Origin of the sequence: Scytonema sp. PCC 10023 (assembly GCF_963920835.1) — a bacterium.
Classification (GTDB): Bacteria; Cyanobacteriota; Cyanobacteriia; order Cyanobacteriales; family Nostocaceae; genus Kalymmatonema.
Genome location: NZ_CAWUDP010000003.1, coordinates 141,459 through 163,623 on the forward strand (window position 1 = coordinate 141,459; position 22,165 = coordinate 163,623).

At 42.3% G+C, this 22,165-nt stretch carries 14 protein-coding genes; 9 read left to right on the forward strand and 5 right to left on the reverse strand.

The window, feature by feature from the left end:
* Positions 1-105 precede the first annotated feature (105 nt).
* A complete protein-coding gene (locus tag ACM0OZ_RS03235; protein WP_414581383.1) occupies positions 106-1,068 on the forward strand; it encodes an undecaprenyl-diphosphate phosphatase in 963 nt (320 codons plus the stop codon).
* 163 nt (positions 1,069-1,231) lie between these two features.
* Here the strand turns inward: ACM0OZ_RS03235 and ACM0OZ_RS03240 are convergent, their stop codons facing one another.
* Entirely contained in the window at positions 1,232-2,119 is an 888-nt protein-coding gene (locus ACM0OZ_RS03240; RefSeq protein ID WP_414581384.1) for an ABC transporter substrate-binding protein, read from the reverse strand.
* Positions 2,120-2,159: 40 nt separating this feature from the next.
* The gene (locus tag ACM0OZ_RS03245) at positions 2,160-2,945 is read right to left on the reverse strand and encodes an ABC transporter ATP-binding protein (RefSeq protein ID WP_414581385.1); all 786 of its coding nucleotides are present in this window, start codon (positions 2,943-2,945) and stop codon (positions 2,160-2,162) included.
* Between the two features lie 226 nt (positions 2,946-3,171).
* Between ACM0OZ_RS03245 and ACM0OZ_RS03250 the strand changes: the two genes are divergently transcribed.
* The 4 genes from ACM0OZ_RS03250 (at position 3,172) to ACM0OZ_RS03265 (ending at position 9,280) form a co-directional block, all read left to right on the forward strand.
* Entirely contained in the window at positions 3,172-4,263 is a 1,092-nt protein-coding gene (locus tag ACM0OZ_RS03250; RefSeq protein WP_414581386.1) for an effector-associated domain EAD1-containing protein, read from the forward strand.
* A 120-nt stretch (positions 4,264-4,383) separates the two neighbouring features.
* On the forward strand, positions 4,384-5,793 hold the full coding sequence (locus tag ACM0OZ_RS03255; protein ID WP_414581387.1) for an effector-associated domain EAD1-containing protein: 1,410 nt from the start codon (positions 4,384-4,386) through the stop codon (positions 5,791-5,793).
* The gene (locus ACM0OZ_RS03260; protein WP_414581388.1) at positions 5,790-6,809 is read left to right on the forward strand and encodes an AAA family ATPase; all 1,020 of its coding nucleotides are present in this window, start codon (positions 5,790-5,792) and stop codon (positions 6,807-6,809) included. The genes ACM0OZ_RS03255 and ACM0OZ_RS03260 overlap by 4 nt, the downstream gene beginning before the upstream one ends.
* Positions 6,806-9,280 carry an SAV_2336 N-terminal domain-related protein gene (locus ACM0OZ_RS03265; RefSeq protein ID WP_414581389.1) on the forward strand — a complete coding sequence of 825 codons (2,475 nt, stop codon included), beginning with the start codon at positions 6,806-6,808 and terminating at the stop codon, positions 9,278-9,280. The genes ACM0OZ_RS03260 and ACM0OZ_RS03265 overlap by 4 nt, the downstream gene beginning before the upstream one ends.
* 137 nt (positions 9,281-9,417) lie before the next feature.
* On the opposite strand, the gene ACM0OZ_RS03270 is transcribed toward ACM0OZ_RS03265, so the two are convergent.
* From ACM0OZ_RS03270 to ACM0OZ_RS03280, 3 genes are all read right to left on the reverse strand, one after another.
* Positions 9,418-9,579, reverse strand: coding sequence for a hypothetical protein (locus ACM0OZ_RS03270; protein ID WP_414581390.1), 162 nt, complete (start codon positions 9,577-9,579; stop codon positions 9,418-9,420).
* The gene (locus ACM0OZ_RS03275; protein WP_414581391.1) at positions 9,576-9,818 is read right to left on the reverse strand and encodes an AbrB/MazE/SpoVT family DNA-binding domain-containing protein; all 243 of its coding nucleotides are present in this window, start codon (positions 9,816-9,818) and stop codon (positions 9,576-9,578) included. Before ACM0OZ_RS03275 ends, ACM0OZ_RS03270 begins: the two co-directional genes overlap by 4 nt.
* A 323-nt stretch (positions 9,819-10,141) precedes the next feature.
* On the reverse strand, positions 10,142-11,140 hold the full coding sequence (locus ACM0OZ_RS03280) for a FecCD family ABC transporter permease (protein WP_041035394.1): 999 nt from the start codon (positions 11,138-11,140) through the stop codon (positions 10,142-10,144).
* A 291-nt stretch (positions 11,141-11,431) separates the two neighbouring features.
* Here ACM0OZ_RS03280 and ACM0OZ_RS03285 point away from each other — a divergent pair, with 291 nt between their 5' ends.
* The 4 genes from ACM0OZ_RS03285 (at position 11,432) to ACM0OZ_RS03300 (ending at position 22,140) form a co-directional block, all read left to right on the forward strand.
* Positions 11,432-12,775 (forward strand): TIGR03279 family radical SAM protein, encoded by a 1,344-nt coding sequence (locus tag ACM0OZ_RS03285; protein ID WP_414581392.1) that lies wholly within the window; start codon positions 11,432-11,434, stop codon positions 12,773-12,775.
* Positions 12,776-12,854: 79 nt separating this feature from the next.
* The gene (locus ACM0OZ_RS03290) at positions 12,855-15,752 is read left to right on the forward strand and encodes a glycoside hydrolase family 10 protein (protein ID WP_414581393.1); all 2,898 of its coding nucleotides are present in this window, start codon (positions 12,855-12,857) and stop codon (positions 15,750-15,752) included.
* 405 nt (positions 15,753-16,157) lie between these two features.
* Positions 16,158-20,951, forward strand: a complete 4,794-nt coding sequence (locus ACM0OZ_RS03295; protein WP_414581394.1) for a PAS domain S-box protein — start codon at positions 16,158-16,160, stop codon at positions 20,949-20,951.
* Complete coding sequence (locus ACM0OZ_RS03300; protein ID WP_414581395.1) at positions 20,929-22,140, forward strand: EAL domain-containing protein; 1,212 nt, start codon at positions 20,929-20,931, stop codon at positions 22,138-22,140. Before ACM0OZ_RS03295 ends, ACM0OZ_RS03300 begins: the two co-directional genes overlap by 23 nt.
* Positions 22,141-22,165: the final 25 nt, after the last annotated feature.

Below are 22,165 nucleotides of genomic sequence, written 5' to 3' on the forward strand. Positions count from 1 at the left end.
GTGAGTTTAACCACGTAGCACTCCTGAAAAAGCTATTTTGCCTCCGGGTTTGTGTGTGGGCTGTGTGTGTATTTGGTTGTAGAGACAGTGAGCATAGGTAAAGGAATGGCTTTATCAAAACGTCAATTATTTTTGCTTTTAAGTGCTGCATCCGCGATGATCTCGGTTCTAGCAGTACCGATAAAAGTTCTTGCCACCCAGCCCAACGTAGGGACTGATGGGGTGCAACAAATGAATATTTTCCAAGCTTTGGTTTTAGGTTTTGTACAAGGAGCTACGGAATTTCTACCCATTAGTAGCACAGCACACTTAAAGGTTGTGCCCGTGCTCCTTGGATGGGGTGATCCGGGGGTAACTTTTACCGCTGTCATTCAGCTTGGAAGTATTGCTGCTGTAGTGTGGTATTTCTGGAGCGATTTGACACAACTTGCCCAAGGCACAACAAAAGCGATCGCGCGTTCTGATTACCAAGACAAGGACTTTCGTATCACTTTGGGAATTCTCATCGGAACGTTGCCAATTGTCTTTTTTGGACTTCTAATAAAAAAATTCATTCCCGATTTTGATAATTCACCTTTGCGGAGTCTGGCTGCGATCGCAGGTGCCTCAATTTTTATGTCACTGTTATTGGGGGTTGCAGAAAAACTAGGCACACGAAAGCGAGAGTTTAGCCAATTGAATATGTCAGATGGTATATTCATGGGATTAGCTCAAGCTATGGCATTAATTCCTGGTGTTTCGCGCTCCGGTTCTACCTTAACAGCAGGATTATTTATTGGTTTAGAAAGGGCAACAGCAGCTAGATTTTCCTTTTTGCTAGGTATCCCTGCCATTACCTTAGCTGGGTTAGTTGAGTTAAAAGATGTTTTCGGACAAGGGTTAGAGAGTGCAGGGATAGTTTCCCTGGTAGTTGGCGTCGTTTCATCTGCGATATTTTCTTACATGGCGATCGCTGGGTTGTTGCGCTTTTTGAAAAACCGAAGCACTTGGGTATTTATCTGGTATAGATTGGTGTTTGGCGTACTTATCCTAGGGGCAATTGGAGCAGGATTATTGAAAAATATTTGATGAGATTTGTTGCAAAAATCTGATTTTTGGCTCTTTAAAACCGCACATGGACGCCGAAGTAGATGGACGCAGATAATTTATCTGTGTCCATCTGTGTCCATCTGTGGTTCTTATCTCCTGATGTATTGCACTCAATTGAGTCCGCTATATTGACTGTTTACTTCTAGCCAGATAGGGCTACTTTTAATTGCTGACAAGCTTTTTCAATCGCATCTACACTACCAGGATTGACAAGCCCGTAATAGTCGAATTCGTAAACTCGATTATTTTTGGTAGCTTTGAGTTGATTCCAAAAAGACTCTGACTTGAAACTTTCTAATAGTCCTGGTTGGGGACTAACAACAATTAATACATCTGGATTTGCTTCGAGAACTTTTTCAGCAGAAAGCGTCACATAACCTGGTATTGAAATTTTACCTTGTAAATCAGCTGTGAGGTTTTTTGCTTGAAATTTCTCTAGCAAATTTCCCGCCCAACTTTTTTTGCTTGGTGACAAAATTGGTTGACGGCTAACAAGCACTAATGTAGAAGGATTCTGAGTTAGCTTATCTGGCAAAAAAGTTTGATAGCGGTTTAATAATGGAGTTGAGTCTGCATCAACAATTTTTGCCAGGGTTTTGGTTAACTCTTGTAATCCTTCCCAACTGTCAACTTTGGTAAGTAAAGTTGTTATACCTAACTCTTTAAGTTTGTCGGTAATCAGATTAGAAAAACCTTCTGCGCCAATAACTAAATCTGGTTTCAATGCTACGATTTTCTCTAAATTTGGTGTTGCTTGTCCCTCACTCACACGGGGAATATCTTTAAATCGTGAGTCGTTTTTGAATAAACTGCTACCAGATATACCCACTAGTTTTTTGTTATCCAGTTGATAAACAATATCAGCCGAAAGAGATGTGAGGCTGACAATTTTGACTGATTGGGATTGCTGCGATGTAGAGATAGTACTTGCCTCTGTATTTTTTGCCTGTTCAGTCGTTGCATTTGTGCAAGCAAAAATGCCCAAACTCAACCACAGTATTAACCCAAATAGTATGAAACGACGTTGCATAATAACCCCATAATTTTTATTCATTGCTCAATGCAGCTTGCTACTCATCACCAATAGCAGCCAAGGAGCAAATTTGCAAACCAACTGGCGTTTCCAACACAGCAACTTCTACGCCCAAAACATTAGCCAAATTAAGAGGCGTCAAAACTACCCTTGGTTCTCCTACAGCCCAAATTTTACTTTGGTATAACAGTGCAATGCGAGAGCTATATCTTGCTGCCAAATTTACATCATGCAACACTGTGATAATTGACAAGCCTTGTTCTTGGTTAAGCTGTTTGAGCAGTTCTAGTAACTGTAACTGGTAGCAAATATCTAAATAAGTCGTCGGTTCATCCAACAGCAGAACTTGCGGATCTTGCGCTAAAGCCAACGCCAAAAAAGCTCTTTGTCGCTCACCACCGGATAATTGTTCTACAGGGCGATCGCACAAAGATTGCATCCGCGTTAACTGTAAGGCTCTCTCTACTTTATCTCTATCCTCTGCGTCTAATTCCCATTGCCACCAAGGTTGATGGGGTGTACGTCCTAAAGACACCAACTGTCGCACCGTCAACCCCGCAGGTATCGTTTGCTGTTGCGGCAATAATGCCAGTTTTTGGGCGACAACAGCAGCTTTTTGGGTGTGAATGGCTTTACCATCAAGTAGTACAGCGCCTGTTTGCGGTTTCAGCAGGCGACTCATGAGTTTTAGGAGGGTGGATTTTCCTGAACCATTCGCACCTACAAGACTTAGCCATTCTCCCGCTTGCAGTGCGAGAGTGATTTCTTGAACAATCGGTTTACCTGCGTATCCACCAGTGAGATTGTGTGTTTCTAATGGCATTGAAGAAAGTTAAAGATAAAAGGAGTCAAAATACACAATAGTTGGAAAAAGGGTTAATACCATTTTACGAAAAGGATGATACAAATCGGTAGTGTAGAGACGCGCTGTTTGAAGCGTCTCTACAGAATTTAAATGTATCGCGATTAACGTGAAATGGTATAAGAATGGAGATCTAAAATTGTACTGCATACATCCAAACTAGAACCGCACTTGCGTAGAAGAACCCATGAAACTAAATGGTCAGCAATACAAACAATTCACACAAGCTCTACTTGACGCGTTTCCAGAGCAGCAAAGACTTGCTGAAGTAGTAAAATTCCAGTTTGGAAAAAACCTCAATGCAATAGCAATGGGCAATGACTTACAAGCAATTGTCTTTAGATTAATTCAAGCAGCAGAAGCTGAGGGATGGGTTGATAAACTGATTGCAGGTGCTCGTGAGTCAAATCCTGGAAACTCAGCATTATTTGTCTTTGCTCAGGAGTTTAATCTTGCGACTCCTATGCCACCACAGCTATCAGCAAGAGGCGCATTAGAGAAAATTATTAAGAAAACGAATAGTTTTCTAGACGTGAATACATGGCGAGAAAAGTTAGGCACAATTGAAGCGCAAGTGTGCCGCATAGAAATTACCAATAACAATAATACTAAAGAATTCGGAACAGGTTTTCTGATTGCAGCAAATGTGGTAATTACCAATTATCATGTCATCGAATCTGTGGATTCAGGACAAGCAAATGCCAGCAATCTTATTCTGCGTTTTGACTATAAACAACTAGCGGATGGCAAGATTATCAACAAAGGTACAGAGTATCGCTTAGTAGAGTCCGACTGGCTGGTTGATAAAAGTCCTTATGCCAAAAATACTTTACCAACACCTGACGAACTAGATTATGCCTTGCTCCGAGTAGATGGAGTTCCTGGAGAAGAAGCGATAGGGAAAAACTCTGATCCAAATGCTCCACAGCGAGGATGGATTTCGTTACCTACCGAACCTTATGATTTTTTGCCTGAGACTCCATTATTAATAGTGCAACATCCAAAAGCTGAGCCATTAAAATTGGCGTTTGACACAGATGCTATTATTGGCATCAATGAAAATGGCACAACTGTTAAATATAAAACTAATACTGAGCCTGGTTCCTCTGGTTCTCCATGTTTTGACATTAACTGGAATTTAGTAGCGTTGCATCATAGCGGTGATCCCGACTGGAGAAATCCAACTTACAACGCGGGAACACCCTTCAGTGCTATTTGTTCTCGTTTAGAGAGGCAAGGTTTATTGGCAGATTTACGAAGTGGTCAACCACTATGGTAAATATTTTATATCGAGAATAGGAAAGTTGAATTTCCGGAAGGAAATAAAACCAGGGTGTAGATACTTGAATGGAGTTAACAACTGTGAATTTTCATTTTGGTAGGTATGGAGTAGTCACTCATGTGCTTGTCTGGATATGAGATAAAAAAAATAAGAAAGGCACTAAAATCTGCTTACCCTAGGCGAGACAGATTGATTATAATGCTACGTGAAGAAATTGATATAGATGAGTCAGAAGTTCCTCAAGATTCAGATTATGATATTGTTCTCTCTAGATTAATAACCAATTTTGAGATTCGAGGTAATATCCAAGAATTAATTAATGGTGCGCGTAAGGGAAATTCTGGTAATTACTGCTTGCAGAAATTATCTATTACAATTGATGCTTTTAAAAAACTTGCTCCTTTCGAGGAAAAATATCTTGAAAAAATGAAGCAGTCTTATCTAGCCTGTTGTCCTAAGGATTGGCATATCAATCAAAATACTGATACTGCTCATGATCTGGAAGAAATTTTAGATAATCTTGAGGATATGCCTCAAGGGAGTAATCTTTACAGCCGTACTGAGCAGTTTGTGGCTCGTTTCTTAGTAGATGTAGAAAATAAGCTACATCCTGAGGAATTTAATAAATTAAAGGAATGGGGCGAACAGAGTTTTGAGAATTTTTCTGAGTTGCTTCTTCGGAAAGATGAGAAAAAAACAAGCAAAGAACAAGAAACTATACCAAATCACCTGATTATTTACCTAGACTCAAGTAAACAACAAAAAAAGCGTTATTTTGTTTCGGCTTGGTTTATCCCTGATGGAGCAAATGAGAAATTCAATCATCTGACAGGAGAAGGTTATAAATTTTTAGAAATCGAAGAACAGGAGCAAGAAACATTTACTCTAGAACAAATCCCTTCTTTACTAGAAGACTATCTTGACAAAATAACTCCATACCTAACTGACTTCTCTAGCCAACCAACGATTGAGATTTTCTTACCCTATGAACTCTTAAACGAACCTATTGATACTTGGAGAATTCAAAAAGAACTAGCAATTCCTATAGGCAGTTTATATAAAGTTATTGTTCGTTCTAGTTATCGCCTACTAAAGGAATATCGTTATAGAAATGTTTGGGTACAGAAGTGGAAGATTTTAAAGGAGCTAACTGAGAACGCCTGCTCTGAGTGTTGTACTTCTGGTGACTGTCATTCTTGGCAAGAACTATTTTCTAGATTAAATCAAGAAAGTGCTATTGCTTTAAAACTGTTGAAACCGCCGTCGAAGGAATTTTTTCAAGTGATGAATCAAACGGCAATTCCAGTTGCGTTATGGATAAGACAGGAATTACAAAACTCACATCATCAAGTTCAACTTGATGAACTCCTGACATGTTCAATAACAGAATTACCAGAGCGAGTCAAACGCAAGCGTTCAGATGATTTTCCTTATGATTCTGAGCAGCGCATCGGACATCATCTCTCCTTGCTATGGGAAAATCCTCATATATTGCCACCTCAGATTAAATATACAACACCATCATGACATCTTGGAAAATCTTTCAAGGAACTCCTGAAAAACCCCACAATGGAATTGAGCGCCTACCTGAGCCTCCTAACTGGCGCAGATTTGACAAAGAAGAACGAGGTATCACTTATCAGGCGAGGGGTGAGGAAATAGAGCTAGTCAATGCAGCTTTATATTTGCGTCGTCCTTTATTGGTGACAGGAAAACCGGGGACAGGCAAAACTTCTTTAGCTTATGCGGTGGCTAAAGAATTACAACTGGGAGAAGTTTTGCGTTGGAACATTACGACTCGCTCGACTTTACAGCAAGGACTTTATCGTTATGATGCCATTGGTAGGTTACAAGATGCTCAAATGAGTCAGGATAATAAAGATAGTGATAAGAATAATAGTGACAAAGATAATAAGAAAAATTTAGCTGAGATTGGCAAGTATATTCAATTGGGTTCCTTGGGAACGGCGTTACTTCCTTCAAAAAATCCCAAGGTGTTATTAATTGACGAAATGGATAAAAGCGATATTGATTTACCCAATGATTTATTAAATATCTTTGAAGAAGGGGAATATGAGATTCCCGAACTAGCAAGGATAGCAGATAAAATTTCTGAAATTGTTGTACAAACTTATGATAACCAAACGACAACCATCGTTAAAGGAAAGGTGCAGTGTCAGGCGTTTCCGTTTGTTGTCCTCACAAGTAACGGCGAAAGAGAATTTCCACCCGCTTTCTTGCGGCGCTGCTTGAGATTAGATTTACGAGAACCGACTCGTGAGGAGTTAGAAGCGATTGTCAAAGCGCATTTAGGAGATATTATTGGACAAGCAGACAAAATTATTGAGAAATTTGTCAACCGACGGGATAAGGGAGACTTGGCAACAGACCAATTACTCAATGCCATTTATATGTTAACCCGTACGGCTCATTTGCCTGATTCTCCGATGCTTGATTCTGTTGTTGATGGAGAAAAAGAACAGAAAAAAGAAAAGTTCATCGAACGGTTGCTGCAATACTTGAGCAGTACAGAGGGGATATGATTGAGCGGGCGATCGCCATTCTACAACAAGCAGGCTTCGACCTAACCGCCCGCGAGTTAGCAGAAATTATCTGGTTGGCGGTTCATATAGAAGAGTCTGAGCAATCGCAACAGCAATCGCAACAATCAACAGTATCAAAACCAAAGCCACCCAAAACTAATCAACCCCGAACCCGAACTCAAGTCACAGAACCTCGTGCTGAAGTCTATCTTCCCTCTTCTGTGCAAAGTTCCGCAAAGTCTCCAGAAAATCGGGAAGCAATTCCTATCAAAGTACCTGCGGCTGTAGCACTGAGAAATGTTCTAGCTTTAGGACGTGCACTTCGTCCTTTAATGCGGAAAGTTCCATCTCCTACAGAAAATATACTGGATGAAGAAGCAACCGTTTGCCGCATTGCACAAGAAAAAATTTGGGTACCAGTTCTAAAACCTGCGCCAGAAAGATGGTTAGAGTTAGGGTTGGTAGTTGAACAAAGCAGTTCCACCGCTGTCTGGAAACAGACTATCACCGAACTCCAACGGCTGTTAAAACATCACGGTGCGTTTCGGGATGTGCGAACTTGGGAATTAAAGGTTACTGAAACAAAGGTACAATTATTCCCTCAAAATAGTACAGGTGCTGATAGTTCAACTCCGTATACTCCTGAGGTATTGATTGACCCCAAGGGACAGCGTTTAATTTTACTGGTGAGTGATTGTATTTCTCCCGCTTGGCGAAGGAAGTTTATTCATCCAGTATTAGAGCTGTGGGGACGTAAGAGTTTAATGACTATTCTGCAATTACTCCCTGAACGGCTTTGGGAACGAACACCTTTAGCTTCAGAAATACCTGTTCTACTGCGTTCTCTTAACCCTGGAGTTTTCAATTCTCATCTGATTGTAGAAACTTGGGATAAAGATACAACTGATGAAATTGAGAATGCTATCCAAGAAGACGCAAACAAAATTCAAAATTCTATCCCTGTTCCCATTGTCACTCTAGAACCTGAACCTTTACTAAAATGGTCACAGGTTTTAGCAGGTTTAGGGAATGTAAAAACAGCAGGGTTTAAATTTTCCTCTGTAAATGTGGTTGAACACAGGGACACTCAACAATTAACAGAACACAAAGAACTCAACCTGACTCCACAAGCGTTAGTTAGTCGATTTCGCGCCACAGCTTCTCCCCTTGCTCGTCGGTTAGCTGGATTAATGGCAGCTGCACCCGTTAGTTTACCAGTCGTGCAACTAATTCAGCAAACCCTGCTCTCGCAATCATCACAAATTCATGTGGCGGAGGTGTTTATGAGTGGATTGCTCAAACCTCTAACATCTATTCGCCAAGATACAGACGCTGATTATATTGAGTATGAGTTTGTTGAAGGGGTAAGAGAATTACTGCTAGAGTCTGTACCAGTTAGTAAAACAATTTCAGTCATTGATAACGTATCTGAGTTTGTCGCTAAACGACTCGGTTTATCAGTACGGGAATTTGAAGCGCGTTTGCTTACACCTGTGTCTCAGGGGGAAGATTCCTTAAAAACAAAGATTCGTCCCTTTGCACAGCTCAAGGCTCAAGTTTTACGACAATTGGGAGGAGAGTATGCGCGTTTTGCCGAGGAATTAGAAGGACAATATTTTGAAGTTTTTGAATTTAATGTCGTCACTGTCAACCGTGGCGGTGAAATTATCAAACGAGAAACCAAACAAGCTCAATACTTCACCGAAGACTTAGGAAATAGTATCACCTTAGAAATGGTCGCAATTCCTGGTGGCAAATTTATAATGGGTTCGCCAGAAGGGGAAGGAAATGATAGGGAAAAACCTCAGCATGAAGTCACTGTTCAACCCTTCTTCATGGGTAGATATCCCGTCACTCAAGCGCAATGGAGAGCCGTAGCAGCTTTACCTCAAGTCAACAAAGAACTAGACCCAAATCCATCTCACTTTAAAGGAGATGACCGACCAGTAGAGCAAATTTCTTGGTATGATGCATTGGAATTCTGTGCTAGACTTAATTTTAGAATAAATTTCACAGCGGGAAGGGATTATCGGTTACCCAGCGAAGCGGAGTGGGAATATGCTTGTCGTGCAGGTACAACGACACCCTTTTACTTTGGTGAGACGATAACGACTGATTTAGCAAATTATCGCGGTAACTCCACTTACGGAAATGCTCCCACGGGAGAGTATCGACAACAAACCATCCCAGTAGGAAGCTTTCCACCTAATGCCTTTGGATTATACGATATGCATGGCAATGTCTCGGAATGGTGTGCTGATACTTGGCATGAGAACTATCAAGGGGCACCCAAAGATGGCAGTGCATGGATAAATGATAATGATAATCGTACACTGCTGCGGGGCGGTTCCTGGGACTTCCTTCCTGTAAGCTGCCGTTCCGCGTCTCGCGGCTGCGGCCATAGGGCGGAGCGCGACAACATCGTCAACTATATTGGTTTTCGTGTTGTCTGCGTGTTCGGGAGGTCTTAGTAGCCCTTTATAGTTTTGCCCTTTTACCCTTTACTCTTTTTTCTTTTCTCTGTGTCAGCGGAGCGAGAGCAAATTTTTTTTCAGGAAATAGAGTAGAGCAAAATAAGACTCTTTCGATTATTTTAATTTAAAAAACCCTAGAACACAACTATTTCAGTATTTAGTGTTTTGGCGATTTCTTCAAACGACATACCTGATCTTAACTCGAATGCCTGTTTCACCAAATCAGCCGTAATTTCCACTAATCCAAATTCCAACTTAACAATGTCACCTCTGTCTGGAATGTATGAACTACTCACCAAATTTCATTCCCCATAGCGATTCCAGTATCAACTTCAGAATGGAATTTATCTGGTGTCATACCTTCGAGTAATTCATCAAGCGTATATTTTTTCCGCTTTCTTGGTGTGATGACAATGCTGTCACCCGAAATGCTCAAACTCACATCGCTTCCTTCTTGAATTTGTACCTGTTCTGCCAATGCTCTAGGAATACGAACCGCTAAGCTGTTTCCCCACTTCGTAATGATGGTGGTCATAAATTCCTTAATGATGTTGCCTGAAAAATGACACGTTCAAATGTTACTTTCATATGTATCTACTTTGAATATACATAACCTGTCCCAAAAACATCAATTGTTAAGTTTATAAATCAGATCTAAGTAGATAGGTAGAAAGAAACCGAACTATGTTAAGAAATGTAAAAGCCTCTAAAACCCTTACTAATGAACGGCAGGTGACGCCAGTCCGCTCAAGTCGGCAGAGCCGCCCACGCGGCTGGCTCCTTTATGCCGGGGAACCCGTCCACCGCACTGCCTCCCAATGAGATGTAGAGACGCGCCATGGCGCGTCTCTACAATGACTAATTAAAATTTCCTTTGCGTTGATACAGCAACCAGATAAACAGAGGTGATCCAAACAGTGCGGTGACAGCACCAACTGGTAACTCCACAGCGCCTAAGCGAGAGAGCAAATCAGCGCCTGTGAGGACGAAAGCACCGCCAACAGCACTCAATGGCAAAACAACGCGATAATCTGTGCCAACAAACAAGCGGATACCATGGGGAACGATTAAGCCGACAAAGCCAATCAATCCCGCAACACTCACAGCACCTGCGGCTAATAGTGTGGCAATAGCGCCAATAAAAATGCGCGATCGCACTAAAGAAACTCCTAACCCAACTGCCAAGTCATCACCTAAATTGAGCAAATTAACACTACGCCCCAACAGACAGCCCAACAGTAAGGATAAACAAATATAAGGTCCGGCGATCGCCACCAGATTCCATCCTCTTCCATTCAAACTACCAATTAACCAATTTAACGCTGCTTGCACCCGTCCATCGTCTGCCAGCAGCAACAATACCGATTGAATCGCCCCAAATAATGAGCTAACGGCGACTCCACCCAAAATTAACCGTTCAATGGAAATACCATCACCACTGCGAGCCAGAAAATAAACGAAAATTGTTGTTAGTAAGCTGCCAATCCAAGCAGCCAAAGGAACCCAACTCTGCAATACTCCAAGGGTGATTATTGGCACAACTACCAAACCTGCACCAGCAGAAATACCGAGTAAGAACGGATCTGCCAGTCCGTTTCGTAGCATTCCCTGAAGCAGTGCACCAGACATTCCTAAGGCTGCACCGACTAGCATTGCGGCTAGGGTACGCGGTAGTCGTAAATCCCAGATAATCGTTTGAGTGAGTGTGTCTCCTTTACGCAGGATTGCTTGCCATAATTGGGCTGGAGTCATCGCCACTGCTCCGAATGACAGGGAAATCCCTATCATAAAAAGTAGTGCGATACTCAGTAATAAAGTTACCACCAGTACACGGTTGCTTGAGATTATTTTCCGCACTCGAACTCTACGCTGCTGTTACGACTTTAAAGTTGACAATCATAGAGAGATTTCATTTTATGCAAAATTAAAGTTAATACACTGATTTTTATTCTTTATTAAATCAATTAAAGTCTATTATCGACTCTTGGATAAATTATAAATATTACTTTGATTCCAGGTAAGTTAAAATCAGTAGCGAGAAATTATAAGCTTGTAGAGTATCACTCGTTTGACTCTACAACTTCCCAGACGATTAATTATCGCATATTAACTAATAAATAATAGCCCGTATATTATAACTCACAACTTATGACTACCATTCATCCTGCCCGAATTACAAAAGTCCTACCAGAGTCCATCGCCGCAGAAATTGGATTTGAAGTGGGAGATGCGATCATCAGCATCAACGGTACACAACCTCGCGATTTAATAGATTATCAGTTTTTGTGTGCTGATGAGGTACTAGAACTAGAAGTTTTAGACACTGCTGGCAAAACCCATCATCTTGAAATTGAAAAAGACTATGACGACGACTTAGGGCTAGAGTTTGAAACAGCTCTATTTGATGGTTTGATTCAGTGTAATAACCGTTGTCCGTTTTGCTTTATTGATCAGCAACCACCAGGTAAGCGCTCAAGTTTGTACCTAAAGGACGATGATTATCGCCTGAGCTTTTTGTATGGGTCTTACTTAACTCTCACTAATTTAACAGAACGAGAATGGCAGCGAATTGAAAATATGCGGCTATCTCCTTTGTATGTGTCGGTTCATGCGACGGAACCCGATGTTAGAATTAGACTGCTGAAAAATCCCCGTGCAGGACAAATTTTGCAGCAAATCAAGTGGTTCCAAAAAAGAAGACTGCAAATTCACGCACAAGTCGTGCTTTGTCCTGGTATCAATGATGGTATCCATCTGGAACAGACATTAAGAGATTTAGCGTCTTTTCATACTGGAGAAGTGCCAGCTGTTGCCTCTGTGGCAGTGGTACCAGTGGGTTTAACGCGGTTTCGTCCCCAAGAAGATGAACTCACACCTGTCACCAGAGAAAAAGCACGAGAAGTCATTTCCCAGGTGCGATCGCTACAGCAGGAATTTCAAAAGAAACAACGACAAAGCTGTGTTTGGCTAGCTGATGAGTGGTTTTTGATTGCTGGAGAGGAATTACCAACCGAAGCAGAATACAAAGATTATCCTCAAATAGATAACGGTGTCGGTTCTATTCGTTTGTTTCTTAAGCAGTTTGCCGAAACAGCAAACAAGTTGCTACCGCCAAAAGTTCAGCCGAGAAAATTGACTTGGATAGTTGGTAATGCAGTAGAACAAGCGTTTCAACCTATTTTGAAGCAATTGAATTCTGTTGAGGGTTTAGATATCAAAATGTGTGCTTTGTCAAGTGATTACTGGGGACAAAATATTACCGTTACTGGCTTGCTAACTGGTCATGATTTGCTTTTGAAGTTACAGGGGCAAGATTTGGGAGATGGAATTTTGCTGCCAAGTGTCATGCTCAAACATGGTGAATTGGTATTTTTAGATGATATAAGTGTTGAGGATGTGGCTTGTAAGCTGGATACAAAAATATTTCCAGTAGCAGGAGTTGAAGAATTCATTCAAAGGTGCATTCAACCAATGAACGGCGACAAAAGTTAATCTTTTATAATTTCATGTCAAAATTCATCTTTGAACTTTGAATGAGCGAATTTTGAATTTTTCAAGGTGAGGGTGAAGAGTGAGAAATCAGAAAAGACGAAGTAAAAAGATAAAATTGAAAATTAAAAAAGCAGGAATATTAATTCTAAATTTTAATTTTTTAATATTTAATCTATTAAACGTTTTGCCAGCCAGCGCGGCAACTTCAGAACCGGTATTGAGCATAGTCCATAGCGAAGAAAATGCAAATCAGTGGACGGGGATCACAAACCGCTTACAGGCGGCTGGGGTGAAGTATTGCGTGATTCCTCTTGCAAGTGTGAAGGATGCAGCAGATTGGGGCGATCGCGTGGTTTTATTTTTGCCAAATATCGAGTTATTATCGCCCCCACAAGCCATTGCCCTCGAAGAGTGGATGAGCAAGGGAGGGCGCATAATTGCCAGCGGTCCTGTCGGGAGTTTGTCAGCCCCAGGAGTGCGACAGCTACTGCGAACTCTTCTAGGCGGCTATTGGGGATTCAGCCTTGATAGTCCACAAAAGCTACAACCATCACCAAAAGCAAAATTCCTAGAATGGGCAAATCAAAACGGACTCTTTGGTCAGGTACGCGGTGGCGTCGTGATTCCTGATAACTTCACAACTCAAGCTGCTGCTGTTTGGGGTTCCAAAGATAATCCAGCAGCAGTGGTAGCTAATGAGCGTTCCACCTTTTTTGGCTGGCGCTGGGGTGTAGATGCGGCTTCATCGGCTCAGTTAGATACTGCTTGGTTACAAACCACCATCAACCGATATGTAAAAAAGCCTACAACTGCCCCAACTAAAGTAGCAGGAGGTTCTCAAACCTGCTCCACCACCGTGGCTGTGGCTAAAGCACCAGCAACTCCGGCGAAAGGACAAGCAGGGAGCAGGGAGCAGCAGAGCAGCAGAGCAGCAGAGCAACAGAGCAGGCGAGCAGGGGGAGAAAAGACTTCCGCCACTTCCCCATCTACCCCTAGTTCCCGCACTCCCTCACTCCGTCCCTCCCTCCCTCCCTCATCTCCCTCATCTCCCTCATCCCCCTCATCTCCCTCATCCCCCTCATCCCCTCCTCCCAAGATTGCCACAGCTCCTCTACCCAGACCTATTCCTAGTGTCACGCCTCCAAAATCAGATGAGGCTATTGACCAACTTGAAACAGCGGTGCGGTTTGATGTTGTCCCTAACTCGCAAGCACCAATTAGCCAAACTGAAACGCTCACCCTGCAGTACGAGCTAGAAAAACTTATTGGTAGAGTCGAGAGTGCTCATTTAGCAGCACGAGCTCTTTCTGAAAATGACGACAACGCCCAATTAGCAAAGACGCAACAAGCGCAAGTTGCCTCAACAAGACCTGGAGGAGCAGTTGTGAACGTAGAGCAAGCTTTAGATGCTGCTCGCGAAGTTGCGAAAAACTTGCCCCAATTGATTGCACAGAAAAATTACGCTCAGGCTCGTCAGCAATGGTTGGTAGCAAAAGCAAATTTGTGGAACCAATTTCCTTTGAATCGCAGGCTGGCGCAACCAGAAATTAGGGCGATATGGCTCGACCGGGGAACAATTATCCGTGCGAGAAACGAGGAGGGACTCGCTCTGATTTTTGATCGCATAGCGCAAGCCGGAATTAACACTATATTTTTTGAAACGGTAAATGCTGGCTACACGATTTATCCGAGCAAAATTGCGCCGCAGCCAAACCCTTTAGTTCGCGGTTGGGATCCATTGGCATCTGGAGTCAAGTTGGCTCACGAGCGGGGTATAGAATTACACGCTTGGGTTTGGGCTTTTGCTGCTGGCAATCGAAAACACAATGAACTCCTCAACATAGATCCTAACTACCCAGGACCAGTGCTTGCTGCTAATCCTGATTGGGCAGGATACGATAATCGCGGTCAAATGGTTCCTTCTGGACAAAGCAAGCCATTTTTTGACCCAGCAAATCCGCAAGTGCGGCAGTACTTGCTGAGTTTGTATGAGGAAATTGTCAGCCGCTATGACGTGGATGGTCTACAACTAGATTATATTCGCTATCCCTTTCAAGACCCAGCCGCTAACCGGATTTATGGTTATGGCAAGGCGGCTAGAGAGCAGTTTCAGCAAATCGCTGGTGTAGATCCAGCCAGGATTTCTCCAAGAGAACGACAGCTGTGGCAAAAGTGGACAGAATTTCGTACCTCACAAATTGATAACTTTGTTGCTCAAGTGTCACAGCAACTGCGAAAAAAGCGACCTAATTTGATTTTATCGGCTGCTGTTTTTCCCCTTCCAGAACAAGAACGCATTCAGAAACTGCAGCAACACTGGGAGGTTTGGGCAAGGCGTGGCGATGTCGATTTAATTGTCCCCATGACTTATGCTCAGGATACCCCGCGCTTTGAGCGACTGGCACAACCTTGGATAACATCTTCTACACAACTGGGTTCTTCGCTGTTGGTACCAGGAATTCGCCTGCTTTCTTTGCAGACAGTCGGAGCATTTGATCAAATTCAACTGCTGAGAGATTTGCCTGTTATTGGTTACGCTTTGTTTGCTGCCGAGAATTTCACCAATGACCTGAATAAAGTCTTTAATAATACTCAAGGTAACGTTCAACGTGCACAAAAAGAACCGATTCCGCACCGCAAACCTTTTCAAACTGCTGCTGTTCGTTACACAGCCCTACAAAGTGAGTGGAAATTGGCATTGCAAAACAACAAGCTGCGAATACCTTCCACAACGCTTTCAACTTTTAACTCCCAAGCAGAAGTTGTGGAAAATGCTTTAAATCAACTGGCTACTGATCCAAATCAGACTAAGTTGGTAACAGCAAGAGCGTCGCTTTTAAGGTTACAGTCTCAATTTAGAGTGTGGATGCGTCTACAAGCTCTGGAAAATCCATATCAAGTCAAAGTTTGGGAAAATCGTCTCGCTACGATAGAAAAGTTATTGCGTTACGGAGAACGGGTACAGTTGCATCCCTAGTGCGCTTTCAATAGAGAGAAAGAAAAAGGTACAAGCCCCCAACTTCCGTTATGGAAAAAGAAAAAATGTATTTCATCGAGTAGGCGCAAGCGTCTACGGCGTCCTTGTTACAAGCCCCCAACTTCAGTTATGGGGTTCTTACTTTTGAATGCGTGAATGCATGAATGCGTGACTTCCCCGTAAGCCCTTCGGGCAGGCTCCGCCAACGCGCAGTGTGCCCGAAGGGCTTAGGGGCTGACTTCCTCTTAATATGCATTCGGCTAAAAAAATGTATAAATTTTAACTAAATTAAGGAATTTTACGCAAGAAATTACTGAGGAAAAACGTAAAAATAATGGAAAATAATTAAAGACATTACCTGATAGATCTAGAACATTTTTGTGCTACTAGCTATTGCAAACATTTATGCACGCCTTTGCTCAATTTATCTCACTACCATCATTGGATTCTGCAATTGACTTTTCTCCCCTGAGTGTTGCACCTGATACACCATTGTTAGATGTAGTTGCTTTGATGAGTCAGCGTCAACCGCAAGCAGGTTGTGCGTTGATAGTTGAGAATTTGCAGGTAGTGGGATGGTTCACAGAGCATGATGCATTGCAACTTTTGTACTCAAACGTAAACCTACAAACAGCTAGAATATCTGAAGTTATGGAGACTTCAGTAGTGATTCTAAAATGCTCTGAGGTTTCTAGTGTAATATCAATATTGTCATTTTTACGCGAATATAACTTGTATTTTATACCACTAGTTGATGAGCAAAGTCAACTCGTGGGACTATGCACTTATGAAAGTATTTGTCAAGCTCTCGAACAACAAGCAGGGGAAACAAGAGGCGAATTAACGCAAACGGAGGCACAAGGGCGCTTGTTGGAGGCTGCTGTTGTCAATGGCAATGACGCTGTTGTGATCATCGAAGCTCAGGAACTGGATGATCCATTGGGTTGGCGTATAGTGTATGTCAACGAAGCGTTTACCCGGATGAGCGGTTGGTCAGCTGATGAAATTATTGGCAAAACGCTACCTACTTTATATGGTGAAAAAACTTCTAGCACAGAAATAGATAGAATTTGTACGGCGCTTAGGGATGGCTCCTCAATTAGAACAGAATTTATTAACTACCACAAAAACGGCTGTTGTACATACTGGGTTGAGGTTAACATAGCCCCAATTGCATATTGCGAAGGCAAAATCACTCATTTTGTTTGCACACAAAGAGACATTACTGAGCGCAAACTGGCAGAAGAAGCGCTACGTTCAAGTGAAGAACTCTTCAGACAAACAGCAGAAAATATTCGCCAAGTTTTGTTTGTGCGAGACCTCAAACAGGACAAAGTTATATATGTAAATCCAGCGTACGAAGAAATTTGGGGACGTAGCCGCGATCGCCTTTACGAAAACCCAAAAGATTTTATAGAGGCTATCCATCCACAAGACCGCGATGCTCCTCTGGAGCCGCCCCAAGGGGGCGATCGCGTTATAGCTGCGATCAAAACTTTTGATAATGGTCATGTTTACAGCCAAGAATATCGCATTGTCCGCCCTGACGGCGAGGAGCGCTGGGTTTGGACGCGAGCCGTTCCTGTAAAAAATGAATTGGGAGATTACCGCATTTTTGGAATCAGCGAAGACATTACCGAGCAAAAAAGAGCAACTGAAGCATTACGCGAGAGTGAAGAGCGCTTTCGTAAACTCGCAGACGAAGCACCAGTCCTGATTTGGATGAATGATGCTAATGGTTCGGGTACGTTTCTCAACCAATATTGTCTGGAATTTACAGGACGACCTTTAGAAGAGTTACTGGGTGAAGGTTGGGCAGAAGGAATTCATCCTGAAGATAAACAGCGCTGTTTTGAGATATACCTATCCGCATTCAAAAAGCATCAGCGTTTCCAGTATGTCTGTCGTTATTTGCATGCAGATGGAGAATATCGTTGGCTGATCAACATGGGGGTTCCCAGGTTTGCATCTGATGGCAGCTTTATCGGTTACATCGGTTGCTCTACAGATATTACTGAACGTATGCAGGCAGAAGCAGCACTGCAACAGGCACAGGTAGAACTCCAGCAGGCAAACGCAGAGCTAGAAATGCGAGTTGAGGAACGAACAAAGGCTGTTAAGGAAATAAATCGGCAACTCATTAATGAAATGAGCGATCGCCTCTATGCACAAGAGCAAATGCGGCAATCACAGGAAATGTTGCAGCTCGTCATGGACAACATCCCCCAAAGTATTTTCTGGAAAGATACAGCTTCTGTATTTTTGGGTTGCAATCGCATCTTTGCCGAAATAGCTGGTCTTGAGAGTCCAGAAGATATTGTGGGTAAGACTGACTATGATTTACTCCCTCAAAAGGAGGAAGCAGATCTCTACCGTGAATCTGACCTTCGGGTGATGCAAAGCGATACGCCAGAATATGGCGTTATCGCTCCCCACCTGCAAAAGGATGGCACACTACTTTGGCTAGAGGTAAGTAGAATTCCACTTCACGATGCTGAAGGGAATGTGATAGGAGTTCTTGGCACTTGTGAAGATATAACCGAGCGAAAGCAAGCACAAGAGGCGCTTAAACGCAGCAAAGAGCGTTTCCGTAATTTAGTTGAAACGACCAGCGATTGGGTTTGGGAAGTAGATGAGAACACTGTCTACACTTATGCGAGTCCAAAAATATACGACCTGTTGGGTTACCAGTCGCAATTCGTGTTGGGCAAAACTCCGTTTGACTTGATGCCACCGCAAGAAGCCGAGCGTGTTGCTAATATATTTGCCCCAATTGCTGCTGCACAACAACCATTCAAATGTCTGGAGAACACAAATACTCATAAAGATGGGCATTTAGTTATTTGCGAAACCAGTGGGGTTCCCATATTTGATGGTGAAGGTAAATTTCGGGGTTATCGTGGCGTTGGCCGAGACATTACTGTGCGTAAGCTCAGAGAGGCAGTATTGCGCGAGACTCAGGAACAACTACAGGCGATTTTGGATAACTCCCCAGCTTTCATTCATTTACTAGACACTCAAAATAAATTCCTGTTAGTCAACCACCAGTATGAAAAGCATTTCAAAATTAGCAAAGAGCAGATTGTAGGCAAAACTTTCTATGATTTCTGGCCTGACGACATTGCCCATAAGCTCACGGCAAATAGCTGCAAGGTCATTACAGAAAGCAAACCGATAGAAGTTGAAGAAGTCGTTCCCCACGAAAATGGGCTACACACTTACCTTTCTGTCAAGTTTCCTCTAAAAGATGCTAATGGCATCCCTTATGCTGTTTGCAGCATCTCTACAGACATCACTGAGCGCAAATTAGCCGAGGAGTCTCTGCTGCGCTTTCGCAAAGCCATAGAAAGCAGCAGCAATGCTATAGGTATGGCTGATATGACACGTAACGTTATTTACCTTAATCCAGCGTTTGTTGAGTTATTTGGGTATACGTTGGAGGAATTGCGCGACTCTGGGGGACCACCAGCTATTTATACCAATCAGGCAGAGTGTGAACGAATTTTTGCAACTGTTAACAAAGGAGAATCTTGGCGCGGTGAAGTGACGATGAAAACTCGCAGTGGTCGTATCATCCAAATCGAATTACATGGTGATGCGATTAAAGATACTACTGGCAAAATCATCGGCTCGGTCGGTATTCATACTGACATCACAGAACGCAAACAAGCAGAAGAAAGTTTACAACTGCGCGATCGCGCGATCGCAGCTAGCAGTAATGGCATCATCATTGCTGATGTCACCATGCCAAACTCCCCAATCATATATGCTAATCCGGCGTTGGAGCAAATCACTGGTTATTCAGTAGCGGAAGTGATTGGGCAAAATAGTAGTTTTCTGCATGGTGCTGATCTCAATCAACCAGGCATAACCGAAGTACACGACGCCATTACCCAAGGAAAAAGCTGTACCGTAGTTTTACGTAATTATCGTAAAGATGGCACTCTGTTTTTGAATGAGATAAGTATTTCTCCGGTTTATGACATTGATGGCAGATTCACTCATTATATTGGTATTCAAAGTGATATCACCGAGCGCAAGCAGGCAGAGGTAGCGCTATTAATATCACAAGAGAGGTTACAATATTTACTTTCTTCTAGTCCAGGTGTGATTTATAGTTGCAAAATTTACGGTGATCATAGCATTACCTTTATGAGCGAAAACGTTGTCAGTATGCTGGGATATGAAGTAGAGGAATTTATGGAAAATCCTAGCTTTTGGGCTAGTCATGTTCACCCGGAAGACTTACATCAAGTTTTTGCTGTGACCGCAAAACTCATACAGCAAGGACAACACAGCCACGAGTACCGCTTTTTGCACTCAAATGGTACTTATCGGTGGATGTACGATCAAGTCAAGCTGGTGCAGGATGACGCTGGTAATCCATTGGAAATTGTCGGTTACTGGTTAGATATCACCGAACGTAAGCAACTAGAAGAGGAACTGAAAGCTGCGCTGCACAAAGAAAAAGAACTTAATGAACTCAAATCTCGCTTTGTCGCCATGACGAGCCATGAGTTCCGTACACCTTTGAGTACTATTCTTTCCTCATCGGAGTTGCTGGAACACTACCGCCATAGGTGGACAGAGGAAAAACAACTGTCGCACCTGCATCGCATTCAAACTGCTGTCAAGCATATGACTGAGATGTTAAACAATGTATTGGTGATTGGCAAGGCAGAGGCAGGAAAACTAGGTTTTATACCTGTGCCTTTCGATTTAGTAAAATACTGCCACTATCTAGTTGAAGAATTACAACTGAATGTCAACAATCAACATGCAATCAACTTTATTCGTCAAGAGGATTCGATGCCGTGTTGTATGGATGAGAAATTGCTAGAACATATTCTTAGTAATTTACTCTCGAATGCAATTAAGTATTCTCCAACTGGTAGTACTGTCAGGTTTTCTCTTACCTTTAAGGATGGGCTAGCAGTATTTACAATTCAAGACCAAGGTATTGGCATTCCACCAGAAGATTTACCCCACCTATTTGAGTCTTTTCATCGAGCTACGAATGTCGGTAATATCCAAGGCACGGGGTTAGGATTAGCAATTGTCAAAAAGTGTGTGGATACCCACAATGGTGAAATTGCTGTGAAAAGTGAAGTCGGAGTGGGAACAATATTTACTGTCACTCTGCCGTTAAATAGTCACACCAAAACAGAGGCAAACTATGACAAAAATTTTAGTTATTGAAGACGAAAAATCAGTACGAGAGAATATTCTGGATTTGTTGGAAGCAGAACATTTTGATACTATTGCTGCTGCTAATGGACGCATTGGACTAGAATTAGCGGTTTCTGAAGTTCCCGATTTAATTTTATGCGACCTGATGATGCCAGAAATTGATGGTTATGGCGTACTGATAGCATTACGTGAAGAATCAGTAACAGCAAACATTCCGTTTATTTTTCTGACAGCAAGAGCTGCTCGGGCTGATTTTCGTCAAGGGATGGAGTTGGGTGCTGATGACTATCTGACGAAACCATTTACTCGTGATGAATTATTAAGTGCGATCGCAAGCCGCTTGAGCAAGCAAGCGAATTTGACAAAAAAAGTATCTACAAAATTTGAAACTCAGACCATCTCTCCCAGAGTACAGATGATAGAAATGTGCTTGCGTCGTACTTTAGAACGGAGAGATTTTCAACAATTTCTCGTTTACTATCAACCTATAGTCGATCTTCGTTCTGGTAAAATCATCGCTGCTGAAAGTTTATTACGTTGGCAGCATCCCGAATTGGGGATGGTTTCTCCTACAGAATTGATTCCTTTAGCTGAATCTACCGGTTTAATTCTCCCTATTGGTGATTGGGTATTAAAAAGTGCTTGTAAACAAGCTAAACTCTGGCAGAATGCAGGATTTACCGAGTTACGTGTCGCTGTTAACTTATCAGCACATCAGTTGATTCAACCTGATTTTAGTGAAAAAATCATGAAAATCTTATTAGTCAACGATGTGCTGCCAAATTGCTTAGAATTAGAGTTAACAGAAAACATAATTATGCAAGATGTCAATAGTGCTATTTCTACGATGAAGGAAGTACACACCTTCGGTGTCAGAATTGCTATTGATGATTTTGGTGCTGGATATTCTGCTTTAATGTATTTGAAGCAATTACCGATTGATACGTTGAAAATAGACCGTTACTTTATTCAAGATATTGCAAATGATTCCCAAAAAGCAGCCATTACAACGGCATTGATTGACATGGGACGTAATCTCACTATTCAGACAGTTGCTGAAGGTGTGGAAACCGAACAAGAACTTGATTTTTTACGCGGATATAAATGTGATGCCATGCAAGGTTTTCTCTTTAGCCGTCCGTTAAGCGCCGCAGAATTTGAAAATATTTTGTTTGCTAACAAACGGTTGAATGTATAGGATTGATACAGCAGAACTTAGAATT

What these genes read in the sequence shown, in the direction of transcription:
- ACM0OZ_RS03235 (WP_414581383.1), top strand. Translation starts at nt 106, where the DNA reads ATGGCTTTATCAAAACGTCAATTATTTTTGCTTTTAAGTGCTGCATCC.
- ACM0OZ_RS03240 (WP_414581384.1), bottom strand. Translation starts at nt 2,119, where the DNA reads ATGCAACGTCGTTTCATACTATTTGGGTTAATACTGTGGTTGAGTTTG.
- ACM0OZ_RS03245 (WP_414581385.1), bottom strand. Translation starts at nt 2,945, where the DNA reads ATGCCATTAGAAACACACAATCTCACTGGTGGATACGCAGGTAAACCG.
- ACM0OZ_RS03250 (WP_414581386.1), top strand. Translation starts at nt 3,172, where the DNA reads ATGAAACTAAATGGTCAGCAATACAAACAATTCACACAAGCTCTACTT.
- ACM0OZ_RS03255 (WP_414581387.1), top strand. Translation starts at nt 4,384, where the DNA reads ATGTGCTTGTCTGGATATGAGATAAAAAAAATAAGAAAGGCACTAAAA.
- ACM0OZ_RS03260 (WP_414581388.1), top strand. Translation starts at nt 5,790, where the DNA reads ATGACATCTTGGAAAATCTTTCAAGGAACTCCTGAAAAACCCCACAAT.
- ACM0OZ_RS03265 (WP_414581389.1), top strand. Translation starts at nt 6,806, where the DNA reads ATGATTGAGCGGGCGATCGCCATTCTACAACAAGCAGGCTTCGACCTA.
- ACM0OZ_RS03275 (WP_414581391.1), bottom strand. Translation starts at nt 9,818, where the DNA reads ATGACCACCATCATTACGAAGTGGGGAAACAGCTTAGCGGTTCGTATT.
- ACM0OZ_RS03285 (WP_414581392.1), top strand. Translation starts at nt 11,432, where the DNA reads ATGACTACCATTCATCCTGCCCGAATTACAAAAGTCCTACCAGAGTCC.
- ACM0OZ_RS03295 (WP_414581394.1), top strand. Translation starts at nt 16,158, where the DNA reads ATGCACGCCTTTGCTCAATTTATCTCACTACCATCATTGGATTCTGCA.
- ACM0OZ_RS03300 (WP_414581395.1), top strand. Translation starts at nt 20,929, where the DNA reads ATGACAAAAATTTTAGTTATTGAAGACGAAAAATCAGTACGAGAGAAT.